The organism is Pseudomonas brassicacearum, from assembly GCF_000585995.1.
GTDB classification, from domain to species: domain Bacteria; phylum Pseudomonadota; class Gammaproteobacteria; order Pseudomonadales; family Pseudomonadaceae; genus Aquipseudomonas; species Aquipseudomonas brassicacearum_A.
Genome location: NZ_CP007410.1, coordinates 3,858,586 through 3,880,523 on the forward strand (window position 1 = coordinate 3,858,586; position 21,938 = coordinate 3,880,523).

General features: G+C 59.8%; 19 protein-coding genes. 13 read left to right on the forward strand and 6 right to left on the reverse strand.

What is annotated here, in order from left to right; genetic code table 11:
• Positions 1 to 13: 13 nt before the first annotated feature.
• Positions 14 to 1,450, reverse strand: coding sequence for an amidase (locus CD58_RS16240; RefSeq protein ID WP_025214053.1), 1,437 nt, complete (start codon positions 1,448 to 1,450; stop codon positions 14 to 16).
• 118 nt (positions 1,451 to 1,568) lie between these two features.
• Between CD58_RS16240 and CD58_RS16245 the strand changes: the two genes are divergently transcribed.
• From CD58_RS16245 to CD58_RS16260, 4 genes are all read left to right on the forward strand, one after another.
• The gene (locus tag CD58_RS16245; RefSeq protein WP_025214054.1) at positions 1,569 to 2,141 is read left to right on the forward strand and encodes a TetR/AcrR family transcriptional regulator; all 573 of its coding nucleotides are present in this window, start codon (positions 1,569 to 1,571) and stop codon (positions 2,139 to 2,141) included.
• A gap of 330 nt (positions 2,142 to 2,471) precedes the next feature.
• Entirely contained in the window at positions 2,472 to 3,233 is a 762-nt protein-coding gene (locus tag CD58_RS16250) for a substrate-binding periplasmic protein (protein WP_025214055.1), read from the forward strand.
• 1 nt (position 3,234) lies between these two features.
• Entirely contained in the window at positions 3,235 to 4,578 is a 1,344-nt protein-coding gene (locus CD58_RS16255; protein WP_025214056.1) for a GGDEF domain-containing protein, read from the forward strand.
• A gap of 24 nt (positions 4,579 to 4,602) precedes the next feature.
• The gene (locus tag CD58_RS16260; protein WP_025214057.1) at positions 4,603 to 5,337 is read left to right on the forward strand and encodes a substrate-binding periplasmic protein; all 735 of its coding nucleotides are present in this window, start codon (positions 4,603 to 4,605) and stop codon (positions 5,335 to 5,337) included.
• Between the two features lie 97 nt (positions 5,338 to 5,434).
• Here CD58_RS16260 and CD58_RS16265 read toward each other — a convergent pair whose 3' ends face one another.
• Both CD58_RS16265 and CD58_RS16270 read right to left on the reverse strand, forming a co-directional pair.
• Positions 5,435 to 5,878, reverse strand: coding sequence for a DNA methylase (locus CD58_RS16265; protein ID WP_025214058.1), 444 nt, complete (start codon positions 5,876 to 5,878; stop codon positions 5,435 to 5,437).
• Between the two features lie 87 nt (positions 5,879 to 5,965).
• Positions 5,966 to 7,927, reverse strand: coding sequence for a methyl-accepting chemotaxis protein (locus CD58_RS16270; RefSeq protein ID WP_025214059.1), 1,962 nt, complete (start codon positions 7,925 to 7,927; stop codon positions 5,966 to 5,968).
• A gap of 447 nt (positions 7,928 to 8,374) precedes the next feature.
• On the opposite strand from CD58_RS16270, the gene CD58_RS16275 reads away from it, so the two are divergent.
• The 4 genes from CD58_RS16275 to CD58_RS16290 all read left to right on the forward strand — a co-directional run bounded on the left by CD58_RS16275 (position 8,375) and on the right by CD58_RS16290 (position 12,794).
• Positions 8,375 to 8,905 (forward strand): cupin, encoded by a 531-nt coding sequence (locus CD58_RS16275; RefSeq protein WP_025214060.1) that lies wholly within the window; start codon positions 8,375 to 8,377, stop codon positions 8,903 to 8,905.
• 213 nt (positions 8,906 to 9,118) lie between these two features.
• Entirely contained in the window at positions 9,119 to 11,008 is a 1,890-nt protein-coding gene (locus CD58_RS16280) for an ATP-binding protein (RefSeq protein ID WP_025214061.1), read from the forward strand.
• Between the two features lie 131 nt (positions 11,009 to 11,139).
• Entirely contained in the window at positions 11,140 to 12,345 is a 1,206-nt protein-coding gene (locus CD58_RS16285) for a hypothetical protein (protein ID WP_235195266.1), read from the forward strand.
• An 80-nt stretch (positions 12,346 to 12,425) separates the two neighbouring features.
• Entirely contained in the window at positions 12,426 to 12,794 is a 369-nt protein-coding gene (locus CD58_RS16290; protein ID WP_235195267.1) for a phosphate ABC transporter substrate-binding protein, read from the forward strand.
• Between the two features lie 20 nt (positions 12,795 to 12,814).
• Here the strand turns inward: CD58_RS16290 and CD58_RS16295 are convergent, their stop codons facing one another.
• A complete protein-coding gene (locus CD58_RS16295) occupies positions 12,815 to 15,187 on the reverse strand; it encodes a putative bifunctional diguanylate cyclase/phosphodiesterase (RefSeq protein ID WP_025214064.1) in 2,373 nt (790 codons plus the stop codon).
• A gap of 322 nt (positions 15,188 to 15,509) precedes the next feature.
• On the reverse strand, positions 15,510 to 16,466 hold the full coding sequence (locus CD58_RS16300) for a threonine dehydratase (RefSeq protein ID WP_025214065.1): 957 nt from the start codon (positions 16,464 to 16,466) through the stop codon (positions 15,510 to 15,512).
• Positions 16,467 to 16,569: 103 nt separating this feature from the next.
• Between CD58_RS16300 and CD58_RS16305 the strand changes: the two genes are divergently transcribed.
• A complete protein-coding gene (locus tag CD58_RS16305) occupies positions 16,570 to 17,403 on the forward strand; it encodes a helix-turn-helix transcriptional regulator (RefSeq protein WP_144238581.1) in 834 nt (277 codons plus the stop codon).
• Between the two features lie 133 nt (positions 17,404 to 17,536).
• On the opposite strand, the gene CD58_RS16310 is transcribed toward CD58_RS16305, so the two are convergent.
• Positions 17,537 to 18,457 (reverse strand): hypothetical protein, encoded by a 921-nt coding sequence (locus CD58_RS16310; RefSeq protein WP_025214067.1) that lies wholly within the window; start codon positions 18,455 to 18,457, stop codon positions 17,537 to 17,539.
• Between the two features lie 236 nt (positions 18,458 to 18,693).
• Between CD58_RS16310 and CD58_RS16315 the strand changes: the two genes are divergently transcribed.
• From CD58_RS16315 to phnE, 4 genes are read left to right on the forward strand one after another with little or no spacing between them, the layout of a single operon-like run.
• The gene (locus CD58_RS16315) at positions 18,694 to 19,545 is read left to right on the forward strand and encodes a putative selenate ABC transporter substrate-binding protein (RefSeq protein WP_025214068.1); all 852 of its coding nucleotides are present in this window, start codon (positions 18,694 to 18,696) and stop codon (positions 19,543 to 19,545) included.
• Positions 19,542 to 20,339, forward strand: a complete 798-nt coding sequence (locus CD58_RS16320; RefSeq protein WP_025214069.1) for a phosphonate ABC transporter ATP-binding protein — start codon at positions 19,542 to 19,544, stop codon at positions 20,337 to 20,339. The genes CD58_RS16315 and CD58_RS16320 overlap by 4 nt, the downstream gene beginning before the upstream one ends.
• On the forward strand, positions 20,333 to 21,160 hold the full coding sequence (locus CD58_RS16325; RefSeq protein ID WP_025214070.1) for a PhnE/PtxC family ABC transporter permease: 828 nt from the start codon (positions 20,333 to 20,335) through the stop codon (positions 21,158 to 21,160). The genes CD58_RS16320 and CD58_RS16325 overlap by 7 nt, the downstream gene beginning before the upstream one ends.
• Positions 21,157 to 21,924, forward strand: a complete 768-nt coding sequence (gene phnE / locus CD58_RS16330) for a phosphonate ABC transporter, permease protein PhnE (RefSeq protein ID WP_025214071.1) — start codon at positions 21,157 to 21,159, stop codon at positions 21,922 to 21,924. The genes CD58_RS16325 and phnE overlap by 4 nt, the downstream gene beginning before the upstream one ends.
• The last annotated feature ends 14 nt before the right edge of the window (positions 21,925 to 21,938 follow it).

A 21,938-nucleotide genomic window follows, 5' to 3' on the forward strand; every position in this document is an offset into this window, starting at 1 on the left:
CACAGCTAGACCACTAAAGATTTCCAGCCCAGATCCCAGGTTTGCGTGCCGCCCACGGCAAAGCACGCTCCAACTGACCAGCCAGGCGAAACAGCCGGTCCTCCCGAGCGAACCCCGCTGAGAACTGCAGGCCAATGGGCAAGCCCGTTTGCGGATCCACTGCCAGAGGCACAGACATCGACGGGGAGCCGGTCACATTCGCCAATGCCGTAAACGGTGAATGGGCAAAGACCCGATCCATCCAGCCCCTGCCATCCAGAAGCGCCTGCCCATCGTTATAGCCGCCTATCACCGGAGGCAGCGCCGGCAGCGTCGGGCTCAACAAAATGTCGTACTGGCTGAAGAAGCGCCCCATGCTGCGGGTCACCAGGTTTCTCAGGTGCATGGCTTCGAGCAGGTCGATGGCGGTGAGTTGGCTGCCCCACTCATGCAACGCCAGCGTGGCCGGTTCAAGCGTGCTGGCGTCGATGGGACGGCCGGTGCCTGCTGCGAGGGCGTTGATCCAGGCGGCGGTATTGGCTGACCAGAAGCGGCCATTCAGCTCCACGAAACCTTCCCAGCTCAGGCCCATGTCCAGGCTGATTTCTTCCACGCGATGCCCCATGTCCTGGAGTTGCACAGCGACGTCGCGGGTGGCGTTGACGACCGACTCAACGGAGCGAGCGCCATTGAGCGGATGCAGGAGAAGACCAATGCGCAGTGGTTCGGGCTCGCGAATCGTTTGCGACAGATAGGTATGCTGCGGCCTCGCGATTTCAAAGGGATCGCCGACGGCTGGGCCCTCGATTGCATCCAGCAAAGCCGCGCTGTCGCGCACCGTACGACTGACAACACCGTGGACGGCGAGCCCGGCCCATACCTCGTCCACCGCCGGTCCCATGGAAACCCGGCCCCGGCTGGGCTTGAGGCCGAAGAGCCCGGTAGACGCCGAAGGGACGCGGATGGAACCGCCGCCATCCGTGGCATGGGCCGCAGGCACCAGGCCGGCCGCCACGGCGGCGGCCGAGCCACCGCTTGATCCCCCGGCACTGCGGCTCGGGTCCCACGGATTGCGAGTCGGCCCTGAAAACAACGCTTCGGTGGTGGTACTGGCGGCCAGTTCCGGTGTGGTGGTCCTGCCGAGGGTGATCAGGCCGGCCTGGCGCAGGCGGATCATCAAGTTGGAGTCTTCCTCGGCGATGCAGCCGGCGGCCAAGCGACTGCCCAGCTCATTCAAGCGGCCCTTGGCGGTAAGACCCAGGTCCTTCACCAGAAAAGGTACCCCCTTGAACGGCCCGCTGGCGGCCTGCGACTCATCCCCCCACACCTCGACCAATGCGTTGATCTGCGGGTTGAGCTGCTCGATGGCGGACAGCGCCGCAGCGCTGACTTCGGCCTGAGTGACTTGGCCCCTGGCGATCAGCTCAGCGAGCCCGAGTGCGTCGTATGCTGCGTATTCAGTGATTTTCATCAAAATTCTCCCAGCCACTTTCCTGATAAAAGCGCTATGATTTGTACTTACCAGTATCGGACGATACTAATGAGTATAGTTAGATACCAGATAGTATCGCTGTCAAGCGGAGAAAGACATGCGGCCCGAACGAATTCCACAACTGGCCCCCCGAGAACGCATTCTCGATGCAGCCGAGGAGCTGTTTTTCAATGAAGGCATCAGCCGGGTCACGGTGGACGCCATTGCGGCGAAGGCCAAGTCGACCAAGATGACCGTCTACCGGCATTTCGATTCGAAAGACGCCTTGGTGCTGGAGTGGATACGGCTGCTTGTCGATCAGTATTCCGAGGTCTTCGAAACGCTTGCGACACGGCATGCCGGCGATCCCAAGGCGCAGATCCTCGGCTTTGCCGAGTTCATCGCGCAGGACCTTTCGGCGGCGTCCTACCGGGGTTGCCCGTTCACCAATTCGCTGGCGGAAATACCCGAGCCCGGGCATCCCGCTCGCCAACTGATCGAAGCGCATAAGCAGCGCCAGTTCCTGCGTTTGGCGGCGCTCTGCACCGAGGCCGGTTTAGCCGAGCCGAACGAAGTGGCCATGGAGCTCACTTACCTGATGGAGGGCGCCCAGGTTGTTTCGCAGAACAAAAGCATCGAGCGCGTGGGGGAAAACCTGATCAGGATGATCCAGAAAAAAATCGACGGATAAGCCGGGTAATGCGGTGGCCGAACAGTGTCGGGGCTGCCGTTGGCAGTTCGATTTTGAACAGGATGGTTCGCGCGTCGCGCCTGATGCCTGCCCCAGTGCCAACAAATCCTTGGGTTTTAACCGCCGACTCATGCTTGAGCTCCGCCAATCGTCTACGATGTCCCAACGGTCACTCTTGCGGCGGTTCGTCGTTGCAGCACGATAAACCTTCAACTCAAAAACCCGACTTCAATGGGCAAAACTCAAGCAGGCATTAACCCAGCCGATAACCATTGTGTTAATGGATCCCAGCCCTCGCCGGGTTCTGCTGGTTGCATAGGGTAACTATCGATGTTTTTACCACTCAGCCGCCTATTCATGTGTGGCCTTCTGATGTTCCTGGCGGCAAGCGGATCTGCGGCAGAGGCCCCGCTGCGCATCGTGACGGAGGAACTCCCTCCCTACAACATGACGCAGGATGGGCGCGTGACGGGCATGAGCACCGAGGTGGTCCAGGCCGTACTCAAGGAAATCGGCGTAGAGGCCTCCATCCAGTCCATGCCGTGGGCGCGAGCGTACGAACTGGCGCTCAACGAAAGTAACGTGTTGATTTATTCCATCGTCCGTACGCCCGAACGCGAATCGCTTTTCCAGTGGGTTGGGTCCATTGGCGGTCCAACCAAATGGTTCATGTATTCGCTGGCTGACCGCCCGATAAAACTCAATTCGCTGGCCGATGCTCATGGTCACCAGATCGCCACCGTCAATCAGGACGTGGGCGAGCAGTATCTGGTTTCGAAGGGTTTTCGCATCGGTGAGGAATTGCAGTCGAGCACCAAGTACGAGCACAACTACCGCAAGCTCAAGGTCGATCACGTGGAGCTCTGGATTTCCAACGAACTCAACGCGTTGTACCTGACGCGCCAGAACGGTGATGACCCGGCAAAAGTGCTGATTCAGTCGCTACCGCTTCCCGAACTGAGCAGCAACGGCGGCTTGAACATGGCATTCAGCCGCAAGACGCCCATCCAAACGGTTGAAAAATTCCGTGCCGGCCTGGAGACGATCCGGCGCAATGGCGTTTACGACGCCATCGTGCGCAAGTGGTTGTGACATGGCCAGCCATGTCAGAGCGATGACCGCCCAGCGACCAAAGAACAAGGTATTCAGCTCACTGGGGCGACGCCTGGTGCTGGCCACGTTGTTGTTCTGCCTGATCTTCACCTTGGCCATGGTCACCTTGCGGACCTGGATGGCTTGGGAAAACAATCTGACGGAAATGAATTCGGAGCTTGTCCTGATCGATCAGGTGTTCCAGAACACCCTCGCCCACGCCATCTGGGAAATGGACCGCGAGTCTTTGGACAAACAGCTTTCCAGCGTCGCGAACGCCGCGCCGGTGGGGCGTGTGGTGCTGAATATTCTGCGACCGGGCCAAGCACCTGAAGTTATCGAACTGAATCGGTATACCGTCGATTCATCAGGCGTGAAGCCCGTGCTGCATCGCCAACTCGTTGCGCAACCCTACATCGGAGCCAACGAAAAGGTCGGCGAGCTGACCATCGAGGGCGACAACCGATTGCTTTGGGAACGCCTCTGGGACGAAGCACGCAGCATCGTCATTACCCAGGTTATCCAGTCGTTGCTGCTGGCCGGCCTGGTCATGACCATGTTCAACCGCCTGGTGACCGTGCACGTGGTCCAGATCGCCCGGCACCTGAGCGGGCTCGCGCCGCAAACACTCAAGCATCACCTCAAGCTGCAGCGCTCGGTAGACCGCCAGGACGAGCTGAGCCTGCTCGAGTTTCAAGTGAACCAACTCCAGGACAATCTCCATACCCATTTGGAGCGCCAGCATTCGGATGAACTGGCGATTGCCGCCAGTCGCGATCAGTTGGCCGAATTGGTCGAGGCGCGTACCGCGGAACTCAAGGCTGCCAACCAGGCCCTCGAAGCCCTGTCGCGTCACGACGCTTTGACGGGCCTGGCCAACCGTCGCTATTTCGACGAATTGAAGGAAGTCGAATTTCGCCGCGCGGTCCGCCACAAAACCCCGCTGGCAGTGCTCATGTGCGACGTCGATTTTTTCAAAATCTACAACGACACCTACGGCCACATACAGGGGGACCAGTGCTTGAAACAGATCGCTGAAACCCTGAGCAGCGTTTTCGGACGCTCCGGCGAAGTGACCGCTCGCATAGGCGGTGAGGAGTTCGTCGTGCTACTGCCAAACATCGATGCACAGCAGGCCTGCGAAGCTGCCCAGCGGTTCCGTGAAAGCCTGGCCGCCCGCGAATTGCCCCATAGCGGCTCGGCGGTATCGTCTTTCGTCACCGTAAGCATCGGCGTCGCCGAGCTCGACCCGCAGACCATGGATCATTTCGATCAACTGCTGCAACGCGCCGACCAGGCGCTGTACCGGGCCAAACACCAAGGGCGCGATCGCGTCGTTTTATAAAGCCATCGTGGCAATGAGGTCTCTATGCGCTATCGCCTGATGCTCTGCTCCTGCTTACTCCTGGCCCTGGTCAGTTTCAAAAGCCACGCCGAGGCGATTGAAGTGGTGACCGAAGACTCCCTGTACGCGCATGCCCGTGACGGCAAGCTCGTCGGGCCGGGCATCCGCATCGCCGAAGAAACCTTGGAACGTGCAGGACTCACCGACCATCAAATGATGTTGTATCCGTGGGCACGGGCTTACGAAAAGGCCTTGCACGAGCCCAATGTGTTGATTTTCCCATTGGATCGTACGCCGGCCCGGGAGCAGCTTTTCAAGTGGGTGGGAGAAATACATCGGGTGACGACCCACCTCTATAGAGTGCGGGGAGACGAGGCCATCACCATCAACAACCTTGAAGATGCCAAGCAATACAGCATCGGCGTGGTGCGAAATGACGCCAAGCAAATTTACCTGCAACAGAAAGGCTTCACCCGGCTGGTCGTCTCAACGGATAACCACGACAACTTTCAAAAGTTGCTGAATCATCAGGTCCAGTTGCTGGCGATGCCTGAGAACACGGCGCGCCTGATGAGCAAAGATACCGGTGCGGACTTCACCTCCCTGGAGGCGGTCTATTCGCTCACTGAGCAGCCCCATAGGGTCAACATTGCCTTCAGCCTGAGCACCCCGGACGAAATCGTCGCCAGGGCCCAACAGGCGTTCGAACAGCTCAAGGCTTCCGGCGAAGTGGCGCGGATCATGAGCGAAGAGCGGTAAGCGTAAGCGTCCCGAATCGGCTGTCCGTCGCGGCAGGTGCATGGACGCACGCTGCTGGTTAGTACCCGTGCGCTGTTGATGCTTGAGCGTTAAAACTTCACCGCGGGGCTATAGAACCCAGGACAGCCCTGGCTTCTCGCATGAAGATTTCCAGCGTCTTGGGCCCGATGCCCTCAAACGTCAGTAACCACCGCTCAACGTCTTTTATGCCGTCAGTACCGCGACGAATAGCTTCCAGGCGCATGGGCATTTCTTTGTCTATACGAGCAGCCAATACGCTTAGGCGTCGCGCTGTGGATTCGTCATAACGGGCATAGCCTGCCTGGCCCAGCAGCCTGACCAGCTCACGATGAGTGCACTGGCTGAGCCTGCCGGGCGTATCGAGGCCATGATGATCAACCAATATCCGATAGGCCTGCAACGCCACGCTGGAACGTATTCGCTTCCCCAGGAGAAAACTTGCGAGCAGCCATTTGTACAGGCCATGACGACGCTGATCGGCGACTTCGATGCCCAGATCCGTTGCGTTGACAGGGATCACTTTTGCGTCACCTCAACATTGCCTATTTCCGTCAGCCAGATAGTAACTGTCTGCCTTGGATCAAAAAACACCAGGCCGTCGCCGTAGCTAGGCCACCTTGAAGCGATTGACCAATTGCTGCTGGTACTCGGCCAGGCGCGCCAGTTCCTGGCTGGTGATTGCCGTCTGTTCGGCACCGGCACTCACTTGGATAACCAGGTCGTTGATGTCATTCACGTTGCGATTGATGTCCTCGGAAACCGCACTCTGTTCTTCGGCCGCAGAGGCGATCTGAATGTTGCGGTCGCTGATAGTCGCCACGCCCTCGGCGATCTCCATCAGCAGCTCGCCCGCTCGCTCGACTTTGTCCGCGCCATCCTGAGCCTTGCCCAGGGTCTGTTGCATGGAGATGGCCGCACGATCCGAACCGGCCTGCAGGTTGCTGATCATCCGTTGAATGCTGCCCGTGGACTCTTGGGTCTTTTGCGCCAGGGTACGCACCTCAGACGCCACCACCGCAAACCCGCGGCCATGATCACCGGCCCGCGCCGCTTCAATGGCCGCATTGAGGGCCAACAGATTGGTTTGTTCGGCAATGCCGCGAATCACATCGAGCACGGAAGAAATGGCATCGCTTTCATGTTTGAGGTCGCCAATGATGCCCGCCGTTTCCTCGGCCTGCCCGGACAACTGGCGAATCAGCCCGATGGTACTTTCGATCTCTACACGTCCTTGTGCCGTACTGATATTGACCTGCTTGGACATCCGCGCGGCATCGTTGGTACTTTGCGCCACCTCGCGCACTGTAGCGCTCATTTGATTGATCGCGGTGGCCACCAGCTCGGTGCCTTGGCGCTGCTGTTCGACACTTTGGCTGGTCTGAATCGTTACCGCGGAGGACTCTTCCGCCGCGGTTGCAACTTGTGCCGTGGCATTGCCGATTTCCTGCACGACCCCGCTGATTTCTTCGGCCATGCGATTGAGGTTGCGCGAGATCTGGCCGAATTCGTCATTGCTCACATACGTTGCCCTGGCAGTGAGGTCACGCTGTGCCAAGTCATTGATGACCCGATTCACGTCACGTACCGCCAGATCGATCGTGCGAATGATCACATACGACAGCACCACCACCGCCAGCAGTGCCACGACGACCGCACCGAGGGTCAGCCATAAGGCGCGGCTTGCGGCATCTCGCTCCTGCATGGCCAGACTGCTGACATTTTGGCCGAGGGTTTCCTCCACTTGGCTCATCATGTCGATGCGCTGCGTGGCGACTTCAAACCAGGCCTCGGGTTTGATTCCCAGCGATTGACCCAATGGCACTTCGAACGCCAGGCGCTGCAACTTGCCCACTTCAATCGCAGCGGGCTTTTGCATTTGCTCATCGAACTGTTGGAGCAACGCTGGCTGGGCCTTGCGGCGGAACGCATCGGAGTAAGCAGCGAACTCCCCCAGATTGCGACTAAAACGTGATAACAAGGTTTCGTCGAAACGATCCTGGCTGAACACCAGGCCGAGCATAACGCGTTCGCGTCCGGCGCGCTCTTTCATCTCGATAAACTGATTAAGGGCACCGAGGGCATGAATAATGTCCGCGTTATTGATCGTCGCTTCCAAAGAGTGGGTATACCCCACCAGCGCTTGAATGATCGCGGTATAACGAACACCCGATTCGGTGCTGTTTATATTTAGCTTATCCACCTGCCCACGGATGGCGGGCAACTCATCCAATGCGCGAAGGACATTGTCCAACTGCTTGCCCCCCGACACCGACAATCCGCGCACCGCCTCGACCGACGCGTTGGAGTCCTTGCGCATCTGGGTCATTCGCTCGCCCATGGACTTGCCAGCGCTGCCCAGGAATACGCCGCTGGCGCCCCGCTCGCGCTGCAGTGTGGTGATCAGTTGACTCAACTTCTGCGCCGTGGCGCTGGCGGTCACCGTCGCATCCATGTCATGTAGCGTCTTATAGTTATCCACTACAAAGACGCCGGCCAACGTCAGGAAGCCCAATAAAGGAAGGACCAGGATCAATAAAAGTTTCAGACGCAGCGGTGCATTCTTGAGCATGTCCGTTCAAGCCTCATTTCATACCAAATGTATTAACGCGTGAACTTGTTATTGAGCAGATTTATACACGCTGATCGTGAGGCCATCTTAACGCAATATCAAAGAGCCATCACTCTTTAATAATGAATAACTTCGTCTTTATACTGCTGTGGGCACAGGGTTTTTAGTTGCATTGATCAAGATCAATAACTGGCCGTTTATTGGATGCCGCACATCTGACATTCAAACGATTCATCAATAAGCGGCCATCATCCAGTGCGAACCGGCAGCCGAAACACCGTGCTGTTTCTCGACGAGAGCAGCTCGACCCTGGACGCTGCCAACGAAACGCGCTGCTATTAATCAAACAGGTGCTACCGCAGACGATCCTGATCAGCGTTGAACTCTCCCCTCCCCCGTAACGTCTAGCCCAAGAGAGGTCAGATATTCAGCCTGGGAAATCATTCGATGAGTCAATCGAACGCAGTGTCCGACTCCATGCAAGTCCTGATGCTGGAACGCAACGACTGGGTGCCCAACAACCCGCGCCTTCCAGTGCTTTTCTACCCCGCCGCCATCGCCGTCCAGGGCAGCGATGCGGCAGCGTTGATCGAGGAGACGTTCAATGCCAATGGATGGCCGCCGCAATGGCGCTACGGGATCTATGACTTCCATCATTACCACACCGAAGGCCATGAGGTACTGGGCATCGCCAGCGGTCAGGCGCGCCTGATGCTTGGCGGCCCGGATGGGCATGTCCTGGAGGTAAAAGCTGGCGATGTATTGCTGCTACCCGCCGGTACAGGTCACTGTAGCTTGCAGGCCAGCGAGGACTTCCTGGTTGTCGGCGCCTACCCTCCCGGTCAACAGGCCGACATTTGCCAGGAAGCACCGAGCAAGGCGCAACTGGCGAAGATCGACACGTTGCCGTTTCCCGACCAGGACCCGGTGCAGGGTCCCGAGGGTGCCGTCGCCCATTACTGGGTAAGTCGGCGATAAGCCCTGGCGCGGGACAGAAGAGCGTTGGCTTTGGAGTTCGCAAACGACGTTGCAACACGGCGTTCCTGCACGCGTACTGGCAGGCACGGTTTGTGGTCTATAGTTCCTAGCAGATCCAAATCCTTTTGCTCGGCGGGCAGGAGCACATCCCTCGAGCCGTAACCGTGTCGGATACCCAAGCGCCATCAATAGTGACCATGCAGGGAGCACACTATGCCGATCCAGCGGCCCCATACACTGAGGTTGGCCCCTGGCATTGCCAATTCCGCAGAGCCCAGTTCAAGTCCCAGGACCAGCCTGTTTCGGCGCAGCTTCGACCAGGCCAAAGAAGCCTACATTCTGTTTCCACTACTGGCCGTTCTCCTGTTGCTGGCTATCTGGACGGCCACCCTGTACCTGATCAAGGTCGAACAACTGCGCGCGCAGCAAGGCGCAGCGACGGCCAGCCTGGAAATGGGCGCCACGTACGAAGCGCAGATGCTGCGCGCCATTCACGAAATTGATCAAACCCTCAAGCTTGTCAAATACACCTTTGAGACCGAGGGTGAGCCTAATCCACTGCGCAAACTGCAAGAGCGGGCTTTGTTGCCGCCGGCCTTGGTGTTTGACGTCAGTGTGGTCAGTCCGGGCGGCGGGCTAATCGCGAGCACACGGGCACACGACAGGGAAAATATCGTTGACCCGGATGAGCAGCAGGCGCTGCGGCAAAACGACTTGCTGTCGATCAGTCGCCCCTGGAAAAACCCTGCCACCGGAGAATGGCGACTGCGCTTCAGCCGCCGACTCAACGCAGCAGATGGCGGGTTCTCCGGAATCGCCAGGGTCGAAGTCGACGCGGCCTATTTCGTCAGCAGTTATGACGCCTCGAAACTCGGCGACCAGGGTGCGCTCGGACTACTCGGAACCGATGGCATCTTCCGCGTACGACGTACCGGGGAAACCGTATCGGCCGGCGATACGGTGGATTACGCGGCGGTGGTACCAGACACCGAAAACACCGAAGCCGTACTCTCGATCAACGGATGGGACGGCGTGCGGCGCTATACCAGTGCCCGCCAACTCTACGATTTTCCACTGGCGGTGATTGTCGGGTTGTCCGAGGAAGAACAACTGGCCGTGGTGACCCGCCAGGCGCACACCTATCTCTGGCGCGCTGCGGGCGGCAGCTTGTTGCTGGTGTTGTTGGTGGGTCTGCTCGCCCGAATGAGCTGGCAATTGGCGCAAAGCCGTTTGCGCGCAGCCGAAGTCCAGACCCAACTGGCCGCTGCGGCGCGCCAGGCCGGTATGGCCGAAATCGCCACCAACGTCCTGCATAACGTGGGCAATGTGCTTAACAGCGTGAATATTTCCGCAGACCTGGTCACACGCAAACTGCGCACCAGTAAGGCCTTGGGGCTTGGCAAGGCGGTGCAACTGATGAACCAGCATGCCGACGATCTTGGTGACTTCATCTCCCACGATGAGAAAGGCAAGCTTTTGCCGAGCTACCTGAACCAGCTGGTGGACGCGCTTGCGATCGAACAACAGAGCATGACCGACGAACTCGAACAACTGACCAAAAGCGTTGATCACATCAAGGAAATCGTCTCTGCCCAGCAATCCTATGCGGGCGCATCCAGCATCGCCGAGACCGTGCAAATAAAGGCTCTGATCGAGGATGCCCTGCGCATGAACGCCGGGATACTCGCCGCGCGCCAGATAACCGTGGTGCGCGACTTTGCAGACACGCCTTTGCTGCAACTGGACAAGCACCGCGTGCTGCTGATCCTGGTCAACCTGATAAAAAACGCCAGCAGCGCGATGGACGAGCGACCGGAGCCAGGCCCGCAGATCACCCTTCACAGCGAGGTCCAGCAAGGCATCACCTTGGCCATCAAGGTGATCGACAATGGCGAAGGCATTGCGCCAGAAAACCTGACGCGGATTTTTGCCCATGGATTCACCACGCGCAAAGATGGCCATGGTTTCGGGTTGCATAGCTGCGTGCTGGCAGCCATGGAGATGGGAGGTTCGCTGGAAGCCCATAGCGAGGGGCCGGGGAAAGGTGCGACGTTTACGCTCAAGCTGGCGATCAATGCTTCTGATCAGGCTAAGTTTTCGTAATGCCAGGTCCTCGCATCCGGCAACGCCAAACAGCTCCGGTCATGGCGTCGCATCTAAATGACAGGTGCTTTATTTTCCGATGAGGTCGCGGTGATCCTATGGTGGCAAGACTTAATACACTGGCCTTGGCAATGGCGACGTTGTATGTCTGTCCCGTCAGTGCCGAGGATTCAGAAAAGTCGATATTTTCGCTGAGCAGTTTCGGCACCGTGGGGATCGTCCACTCAAGCGAAAATAAAGCCGATTTCACCTCCAGCATCTTCAAACCCAACGGTACGGGGCATGCGCGCAATTGGAGCGCCGATGTCGATAGTCTGGTGGGGGCGCAGCTGACCGCCAATTTCTCACCGCAGCTTTCGGCCGTGGTGCAGGTCATTTCTGAGCAGCAATATGACAACAGCTACGAGCCCTCCATCGAATGGGCCAACATCAAGTATCAGTTCACACCGGATTTCAGCATGCGTGTCGGCCGTACCGTGCAGCCGGCTTTCCTGTTCTCCGACAGTCGCAAGGTGGGTTACACCCTGCCGTGGGTGAGGCCACCAGGCGAGGTATACAGCCTCATACCGGTGACGAACACCGATGGTATCGACCTCAGCTACAGGCTGCATTTTGGTGATCTCACCAATACGGTCCAGGGCAACTATGGTCGCAGCAATCCCCACATGCCCAATGACATGGGCAAGATCCTGGCCAAGGGCTCGTGGGGCGTTTCCAATCTGACCGAATATGGGGCCTTGACCACCCGCATCACCTACCTGGAGACCCATCTGACCGTGGAGTCTTTCAACCCACTCTTCGATGGTTTCAGGGAATTCGGCGAGGAAGGCAACCGCATCGCGGACCGGTACGATACCAAGGACAAGCGCATGAAGTTCGTGGGCGTGGGGGCGATCTATGACCCAGGCAAATGGTTCGTCATGGGCGAATGGGGGCACTTCAACAGCCAAGCGGTAATAGGTACGGTCAGCGCCTGGTACCTCAGCGGTGGATACAGGCTTGATGAGTTCACGCCTTATGTGACTTACGCGCGATCAAGGACCGACAGCGAAACCTCCACCACAGGTTTGAGCACATCGGCTTTACCGCCAGACCTGGCGGGTGCGGCGACACAGCTCAACGCCGCGCTCAATTCGCTCATGGCCGCGAACAGCAGCCAGCAAACCCTTTCGGTAGGCATGCGCTGGGACTTCACAACCAATATGGACGCCAAAGTCCAGTATGACCACACCCGCCTGGGCCCGCGGGCAACCGGGCCTTTAGTGAATCATCAGCCGGGCTACGAGCCCGGCGGCAACTTCAGTTTGCTTAGCCTTTCTGTCGATTTTGTCTTCTGATGGAGCCGATCATGCGGTTTCTCAAACGCATTGGGTATGCGGTGCTAGGGACAGTCCTGTGCACAGGCAGCAGCTCCGTCATGGCCGATGTCGTGGTCGTGGTCGCCACCGCCAGTCCATTGAAAGCGCTCGAGCGCAATCAGGTGGCGGATATTTTCCTGGGTAAAACCAGTCGTTTTCCCAGCGGCGCACAGGCCATTCCAATTGATCAGACTGAAGATTCGGCGACCCGCAATGAGTTCTACTCAACGTTCACGGGCAAGTCCGCGTCCCAGCTCAAGGCGCACTGGTCGAAAATCATCTTCACCGGCAGGGGCCAGCCTCCCCTGGCTGTTTCAAGCGGCGCCGAAGTCAAGAAACGAATCGCAGAGAACCCCGACACCATTGGTTATATCGATGCACGCGAGGTGGACAGCAGCGTCAGGGCACTGTCGATCGACCCGCAATGATCTTCAGGCCGTTGGCCCCTTTAGGTAGCGACACCCGGATGGGCCGCCTGGGCTTGTAGCAACACCTTGAACTGATCGGCCGGTACCGGCTTGTTGAAGTAAAACCCCTGGAATTCATCGCAGGCATTGTCCCGCAGAAAATCGGCCTGCTCCTTGGTTTCCACGCCCTGGGCAACCACGGTCAGGCTCAGGGTCCTGCCCATCGCGATAATGGCCTCGGTCAAGGCTTTGTCTTCCGATACGCTGCTGACATCACAGATAAATGAGCGATCGATCTTGATGGCGTCGAGGGGAAACTGCTTGAGTGCAGAGAGCGAAGAATAACCGATACCGAAATCATCAATGGCGATCCGGATTTTCAGGCGTTTAAGCCCAGTCAACACGCTCAATGCCCTTTTGACATCCTGCATGAGCAGGCTTTCGGCGATTTCGAGCTCCAGCAGACTCGCTTCCATACCGGTTTCAGCCAGTATCTCGGCAAGGTCGACGAGTAAACGCTCATCGGCAAACTGACGGGCCGTGAGGTTCACGGCGATTCCCAGGTGCGGCAGCCCTTGCTGTTGCCAGGTAACGTTTTGCTGGCAGGCGGTCTTGAGCACCCATTTGCCGATCGGCACGATCAGACCAGTCTCCTCCGCCACCGGGATAAATTGCATGGGCGCGACGATGCCCAGGTCGGGATGATTCCAGCGCAAGAGCGCTTCCATCCCGGTGATCTGGCCGCTGCGTATATCTCGCTTGGCCTGGTAGTGCAGCTGGAACTCCTGGCGCTCCAGCGCGTGGCGCAAGCTCAGCTCAAGCGTCATCCGCTCCAATGAGTCCGCGTTCAGTTTCTCGGAGTAGAACTGAAAGTTGTTTTTGCCTTGTTGCTTGGCCTGATACATCGCGATATCGGCGTTTTTCTTGAGTGTCTGCTCGTCCAGGCCATCCTGTGGGAAGACACTGATACCGACACTGGCGGTCACACGAAACTCCTGGCCCTGAAGGTTGAACGGCCGGGCAATGGCGCCCAGGATTTTCTGGGCGGTGATCGCCACGTACTTGTCCTCGGACAGCTCCGGCAGCAATATCACGAATTCGTCGCCGCCCAACCGGGCCACCGTATCGCTGGCGCGCAGACAGGCCTTGAGTCGCAGTGCGACTTCCTGCAGCAGTTGGTCGCCGGCATCGTGTCCAAGCGTGTCGTTGATTTGCTTGAAACGGTCGAGGTCGAGGAAAAGCACCGCCAGTTGCCGATGATAACGGTTTGCCTCGCTGATGCTCTGGCTCAACATCTTGCTGAACAGACTGCGGTTGGGCAGCGACGTAAGGCCGTCGTGATAGGCCAGGTACTCGACGCTTTCGGCATAGGCGATTTTGGCTTCGGCGGCGCGCACGCGGCTTTGCACCAGTTGCCAACTCATCCGGCTCAGCAGACTGACGAACAACACCAGCAACAGGCTAGCGCCCGCCGCCCGCCACAGGTAGGCGCGTGCCTGCCGAGTCACGGCGGCCAATTGTTCCTCTTCGGACAATCCGACCACCACCGCCAGCGGATAATCATAGAGTTGGCGAGCATTGGTATAGCGTCGCACGCCGTCCCATCCAGTGATCGAGCGTACGGCCTCGGTATTTTCAGTGTCCGGCACCACTGCCGCGTAGTCGACCTCGTCGCCGGCCACTATGGCTTCGCCGGTGCGCCGCGCCCGGAAGACACCGTCGACGCCCAGCAAGCCGAGCAGGCCGTGATTGCCGAGTTTTGAAGCGTCATAACTGCTGACGAAATAGGCCGCATCGACCTCGACCATCGCCATCCCGGCGAACGCCCCGGCCCCCGTATTGAGAGGCCGGCTGAAACGCAGCTTCCATTCCCCCGTTGCAGGGCTTCTCCAGGGACGACTGATCGACAACCCATTGCCACGCCACAGCGCTTGCAGCTCATCCTGGGCGATCCTGCTGCCGGCTTCACTCGGCTGAGTACTCGCAACGATCAGGCCGTCAGCATCGACCACGCTGACGTCAAACAAGTAGGAGGATGGCAACAGCGCACGGGCCTTGAGCTTGGGCAGCGGGTCTTGCTCGCCCTCGGACTCGTAGGTGTATTTGACGAGTTTGAGGGTCTGATCGATTTCACGCACGGCCCGCAGAATTTGCGCTTCGTAGGTGGCACCGATCTCCAGGCTCGCCTCGGCAATGCCCCGCTGCGCACGAACCTGTTCGACCTTGATCAGGTACAGGGTACCCGCCCACAGGGCCAGCAACAGGAAAACGGCCAGCAGCGGGAACAGAAAGTAGGCTTCCTTGACTTGGTCGAAGCCGCGCTGAAGCAGATTGTTCGGCGTACCGGAAATGGCGTGCTCGGAATGGGCGATACCTGGGGCCGACCTCAGTATGTTCGACCGTTGGATCGCCATGGTGTGCTCCCTGCATTGTTCACGACTGACGGCTTGCGGATATCCAACGGGGTGACGGCACGAGGAGTCTGTCGTGCCTGACTGCCCTCCACGCAAGGATTTCCGGCGCTGGTAAAAACTATAGACTACAAACTGCGCCTGTCGTGGCGAGGGGATTTATCCCCGCTGGGCTGCACAGCAGCCCTAAACCCTTACATCCCGGTGTGCCTGGTTAATAGCGCCGGCAGTGTTGGGGCCGCTTCGCAGCCCAGCGGGGATAAATCCCCTCGCCACAAGATTTTGTGTCGATTAACTGATCGGCGTTAACATGCGCGGCCCTTACTCACTCAATCACCTTCGCATACACCGGCCTGTCCATATTCCCGCCGGACAAAATCACAGCCACCCGCTTCCCTGCCATCGTTTCACGCTCCTGCATGAGCGCGGCCAACGCAGCGGCACCGGCGCCTTCGGCGAGGTTATGGGTGTCGGTGTAATAGACGCGCATGGCCTCGGCAATTTCCTGGTCGCTGACCGATACGATCCGCGTCGCCGCCGCTGCGTAGATGGCGAACGCCTCGGGGATCGGCCGACGCACGGCCAGGCCGTCAGCAAAGGTATTGGCCGAGGCGGTTTCGCACAGTTCTCCCGTTTCAAACGATAACTTTGCCGCCAAAGCCTCAGTGGAAACCACGCCTACCACCTGGGTTTTCAGGCCCAAGGCATCACGGGCGGCAATCACTCCACAAATCCCCGATCCACAGCCAATCGGCACGTAGACGGTATCCAGGTCCGGCGCAGCCTTGAACAGTTCAAGCGCGTAAGTGGCCACGCCCTTGACCAACTCGATATGGAACGGCGGCACCAGGTAGAGGCCATGCACTCGCGCCAGGCGCGCAGCCTCTTCGCGGGCCTCATCGAAATCGCGGCCGAACTCAACCACCTCGCCGCCAAAGCCGCGCATGGCTTTGTTCTTTTCCACCGAATTGCCTTCCGGCACCACGATCAATGCTTTCAAACCCAGCGCGGTTGCCGACAGCGCCAGGCTCTGGCCATGGTTGCCACGGGTGGCGGTGACCACGCCTTTCACGTCGGGGTGAGCGTGTTTGAGCCAATGCATGAAGGTGATGCCGCCGCGCACCTTGAAAGCACCTGTCGGGGTATGGTTTTCGTGCTTGACCCACACCGTGCAACCCAGCCGCTCAGCCAGCAAGGGCCAGGCATATTGGGCGGTTGCCGGCATGACTTGGTAGACAGCGTGGGCAGCGTGTTCGATAGCGTCGAGCGTCAGTTTGTGCATGGGGTGACCTCCAGGTTTTGCCCAGTCTAGAGGCGGACGCCATACGACGGCTTTCAGAAAACTGACCTGACTTTTGTGCCCACTCTTCTCTACTATGGGTCGCATGAGCCATCGAAACCGCCTGCCGTCATCGCCCCCACCGGAACCGGTCCGTCGTATCGAGGCCGGCCCATGGGCGATCGAATTGTTACCCGGCTGCGCCTACGCGGCGCGATATGTCGCGACCCAGGCGGCGATCGGTTTTGCCTTTGACAGCCAACGCGGCGTGCATGCCATTGGCAGCGACCGGGTGCGGCCCTTCGAGGCCATGCCCAATGGCCTGGCGTTCGTCCCGGCCGAGTGTGATGTGTTCTCCGAATCACCCTGCGGCGGTGAATACCTGCGGGTCATGCGTACGGACGCTCGTCCATTGGTAGGGGATCGGGCATTCAACAATCGCATTGATCAGCAGGCCATTACCCTCGCACAGCGAATGCGCGGCGCGTTGTTGCAGCCATCGACAGAGGACGATTGGGAAGCCTGGGCCCTCGGACTGGCTGAACGGACGCTGGAGCACCAGGCGTTGTCGACACCGCCTCCTGGATCGATCACCGGCAGCCGGATGCGCCTGCTCGATGAATTCATTGACGCGGGGCTCGACGGCCCACTGAGTGTATCGGCGATGGCGGGATTGCTCGGATTGTCCGAAGGCTACTTCATGCGCGCCTTCAAGCAGGCGACAGGCAAAAGCCCCCATAGCTACCTGATCGACCGACGCCTGGCCAAGGCCCGAGCCTTGATGCGCGATTCAACAGCCCGGCTGGTGGAGATCGCCCACATTTGCGGCTTTAACTCCCAGGCGCACATGGCCACGGTCTTCAAGCAACGCCTTGGGGTCAGTCCGGCGCAGTTGCGTAGTCAATGGTCGACGGCCTACCGGGCAATCCTGCCCACTTGAATTTCAAGCCACCTGTTTATTTTTTGATCGTCTGTTGAAACGCTCCAACCGCCTGGCCGCGGTGCGGTTATCCACAGACATACTCACGGTTTTTCTGGATAAGTCGGGGCAAGGTGACTGAGCGGTCATCGCCTCAAGGGGGTTGAACCGCCGCCGGGGTGCGTTGCTCCAGCCGGGGCCCGACGCTGGTTTGCGCCCTGTCCACCAGCCGTTGCATCCAGGCGGCATCCTCCTCGTTGACCACGGCATAGCGGTTCGGCGGGAAAAACATCCAGTGATGGGCGGCCTCGACAAGGCGCTTGAGCTCATAGGCAGACAGCCAATACGGCGTCTCGATCAAGGGCATCGGCGCGCCGCTGAAACGCCGACCGAGGGACAGGTTGGTGCCGGGGGCAAAGGCGATCGCCAATTGCTGGCGGGGCTGCATCTGTTTGTCCAACGGCGGTATTCGCCCAACCGGTCCATAGCTGAAGTCGCCCGGATACTCTTCCTTGAGCACGAGCCAGTGACCCGCCGCCGTCTGGGCCAGGAGCCACTGCGATACGCCGGAGCCTTGTACGCACTTGAGTTCGCCGTCGGTCCATTGCATCAGGGTGTTGCAATCCGGGTCATAGTCGCTAGACCACAGGCTGGTGCCAGAGACCAGGGTATGGTGTTCAAGCTCGACCTGCCCTTGATCCGGCATGGACTTCCAGTAGCGTTTGGTCGGGTCACGTGTGTCGCGCAAGTAGTTGTGCAGCCCCCAACCGGCCATGAACAGCAGCGTCGCGAAGGTAAGCCAGCCAAGGGAGTCACCGACGATCCGGTCAACATCCACGCCCGGGGCGGATAGCGCTTGATAGAGCCACAGGCCCAGTAAAAACGCGAGGCCCGGCAGCACCGGCCCCAAGCACAACGGTGGCACCAGCACCTCGATCCAGCTGAAACGATGCATAAACGCACCCTCACGCGCCCAGGCGCGCTCCTCGTCGAGCATCGGCGCCTGTTCACGGGGGCCAATCGCGGGATCAGGGGTCTGGAAGCGCTTGAACAATGTGTAGGGGTTGTCGCTCATGGATCGAATCAGGCTCTAGGAGTCATCGTTCATCGGATCGTTGATCATGCTTGGATCAAGAACTGCTTGCATCATACGCGTGGGCTTGTAGGATCCCGGCGGTGCGATTAACAGAGGTTTACCGGGTTGACCAAAAACGGTCGGTAGGGCTCCCATTCGTCTACCCTCACAACGCGCCCTGCCATCCCCAGGCCAGGCGCTTAAACATTCTTGCGTTAATGTACCGGAGATCTTCCATGCTTAAGCGTTCCCTGGCCCTGGCCGTCGGCTTGACCCTGTCTTTTTGCACCCTGCTGACGCAGGCCGCCGACACGCTGAAAGTCAGCGCGATTCCCGATGAAGCCCCTACCGAACTGCTGCGCAAGTTCAAGCCGCTTGGCGCGTATCTGGAGCAGCAAACCGGTATGAAAGTCGAGTTCGTGCCCGTGAGCGACTATCCGGCCGTGGTCGAGGCGCTGGCCACCGACCGGATCGACATGGCCTGGCTGGGCGGCTTCACGTTCGTGCAGGCACGCCTGAAAACCGGCAATGCCATTCCGTTGGTACAGCGTGAACAGGACGCCCAATTCACCAGCAAATTCATCACGGCCGACCCTGCCGTCAAGTCCCTCGCCGACCTCAAGGGCAAGACCTTTGCTTTCGGCTCGGTGTCTTCGACTTCAGGCAGCTTAATGCCGCGCTATTTCATGCTCCAGGACGGCATCAAGCCGGAAACCTATTTCAGCCGCGTCGGCTATTCGGGCGCCCATGATGCCACCGTAGCCTGGGTCCAGGCCGGTAAGGTCGATGCCGGGGTCCTCAACGCCAGCGTCTGGGAAAAACTGGTCGCCGCCGGCAAGGTCGACACCACCAAGGTCAAGGTGTTTGCCACCACCCCGGCCTATTTCGACTACAACTGGACGGTGCGTGGAACCCTCGACCCAGCACTGGCCGCCAAGATAAAGGCCGCGTTCCTGGCCCTCGATCCGGCGAACCCGAAGGACAAGGAAATCCTCGATCTGCAAGCCGCCAGCCGCTTCATCGAAACCAAGCCTGAGAACTACAAGGGCATCGAGGAAGCCGCACGCGCCGCCGAACTGCTGAAATGACACTCCACCTGACCCAGGTCAGCCTGTCCCACGCCAACGGTGTCCAGGCGCTGCGTGGCGTGGAGCTGCACATCGGTGCCAATGAACAGGTCGCCATCATCGGCCCGTCCGGCGCGGGTAAGTCGAGCCTGCTCAACGTACTGGGCGTCGCCCTGCGTCCGGGGAACGGCGACGTGCAGGTGCTCGGCGAGCGAGCCTGGCAATTGTCCGCCCGCCAGCGCCAGCGTCTGCGCAGTCGCATCGGCCTGATCCATCAGTCGCCGCCGCTGCCACCACGCCAGCGCGTGATCACTGCGGTTCTGGCCGGCAAGCTGGGTCAATGGGGCGTTGGCAAGGGCCTGCTGAATCTGTTGCACCCGCTGGATATTCCAGGTGCGCGCGCGGCATTGTCCCGGCTGGACCTGGGTGACAAGTTGTTCGCGCAATGCCAGCAGTTGTCTGGCGGACAGCTGCAACGCGTGGGTATCGCCCGCGTGTTGTATCAAGCGCCCGACGTGCTGCTCGCCGATGAACCGGTCTCGGCCATGGACCCGGTATTGGCCGAGCACACGCTTTCGGTGCTCTGCCGCCATGCCCGGGAGCACAACGTCACCCTGGTCGCCAGCCTGCATGCGGTGGAGCTGGCCCTGGCCCATTTTTCACGGATCATTGGCCTGCGCGATGGACAGATCCTGTTCGACTTACCAGCCGATGCGGTCAACCGCGAGCTGCTCGACAAGCTCTACGCCAATGAGCAGTTGCAGTCCTCGCCACCGCCTGGGTCCACCTTGAGCGTGCAGATTCCCCGATGCTGACACGCGATACCCGAGACCCCGCCACCCGCCCTCGCCTGCTGCTCAGCCTGCTGGCGCTTGTTCTGCTGTGGCCGGGCATTCACCTCAGCGAGTTGGACCTCAGTGTCCTGCTGGCCAGTGACAGCCAGAGCGAGATGGGCCGCTTTGTCTCGGCCTTCTGGCCTCCGGCACATGGCAAGGAATTCATCGAGCTGTTGTGGCAAGCCACCTTGCAAACCCTGGCCATCGCCACGGCGGGTATGGCCCTGGCGTTGCTGTTGGCCGTTCCTGCCAGCCTCCTGGCCAGTCGTGCGCTGTCGCTGTCGGCGGCCTCCCGGGCCGGCCACCCGGGTTATTGGGGCCAACTGCTGCGTTGGCCCGTACGCGGCTTGTTGATCTTCCTGCGCAGCGTGCCGGAGATTGTCTGGGCCTTGCTTTTCGTGCGCGCCGTCGGCCTCGGCCCGACGGCTGGAGTACTGGCCATTGCGATTACCTACAGCGGCATGTTGGGCAAGGTCTACGCGGAAATCTACGAGTCGGTCGACCAGCGTCCGGCCCACACGCTGTTGCAGGCCGGCAGCGGTCGGCTTGCAGCCTTCTGCTACGGGATCCTGCCCAATGTGGCGGCGGAACTGTTGTCCTACACGGTGTACCGCTGGGAATGCGCCATCCGCGCCTCGGTGGTGATGGGCTTCGTCGGGGCCGGCGGCCTGGGCCAGCAAATGGATCTGTCGTTGCGCATGTTCGCCGGCGGTGAAGTGGCCAGTTTGTTACTGACGTTCCTCGTCCTGGTGCTGCTCGCCGATCAACTCAGCCGCCTGCTGCGCTGGAGGCTGGCATGAATCGGCTGATCAACGCGGTCATTGTCCTGTGCATCGGCGCAGCAGTTGTCGCCTCGTTCCTCTATCTGAGCATTGATCTCGGCGAACTCGGCGACAGCGGCAACCTGGCGCGGATGGGGGCTTATGCCCAGCGCTTCCTCAGCCCGGACCTGAGCCCGGGTCACCTGCGGGCGATCGGCCACGGCGCCCTGGAAACCCTGGCCATGTCCGCCATTGGCACGCTGCTCGCGGCGGTGTTGGGCCTGTTATTGGCCTTGCCCGCGGCCGGGCGCTATGGCTGGCCTTTCCAGAGCGCCTCGCGCCTGGTGCTCAATGCCTTGCGCGCGGTTCCAGAACTGGTCTGGGCCGCGCTGATGGTCCTGGCCGCCGGCCTGGGCCCGAATGCCGGTACCCTGGCGTTGGCCCTGCACACCACGGGAGTGCTCGGCCGATTGTTCGCCGAAGCGCTGGAAAACACCCCGCCACAACCCGCCGAAGCCATCCGGTTGCAGGGCGGCAATGCGCTATTGGCATTTTGCTACGGCACACTGCCAAACCTGCTGCCCCAGCTCCTGGCCTACGTCCTGTACCGCTGGGAAAACAACATCCGCATGGCCAGCGTGCTCGGCTTCGTCGGCGCCGGGGGCTTGGGGCAAATGCTCTACGTCAGCCTCAGCCTGTTCCAGGAAGCGCAAGGCAGTACAGTGATTCTGGCGATGCTCCTGCTGGTTTTCGCGGTCGACACCCTAAGTAGCTGGAGTCGTCAGCGCTGGGTCAAGGCGTGACTGCAGCGTCTCCC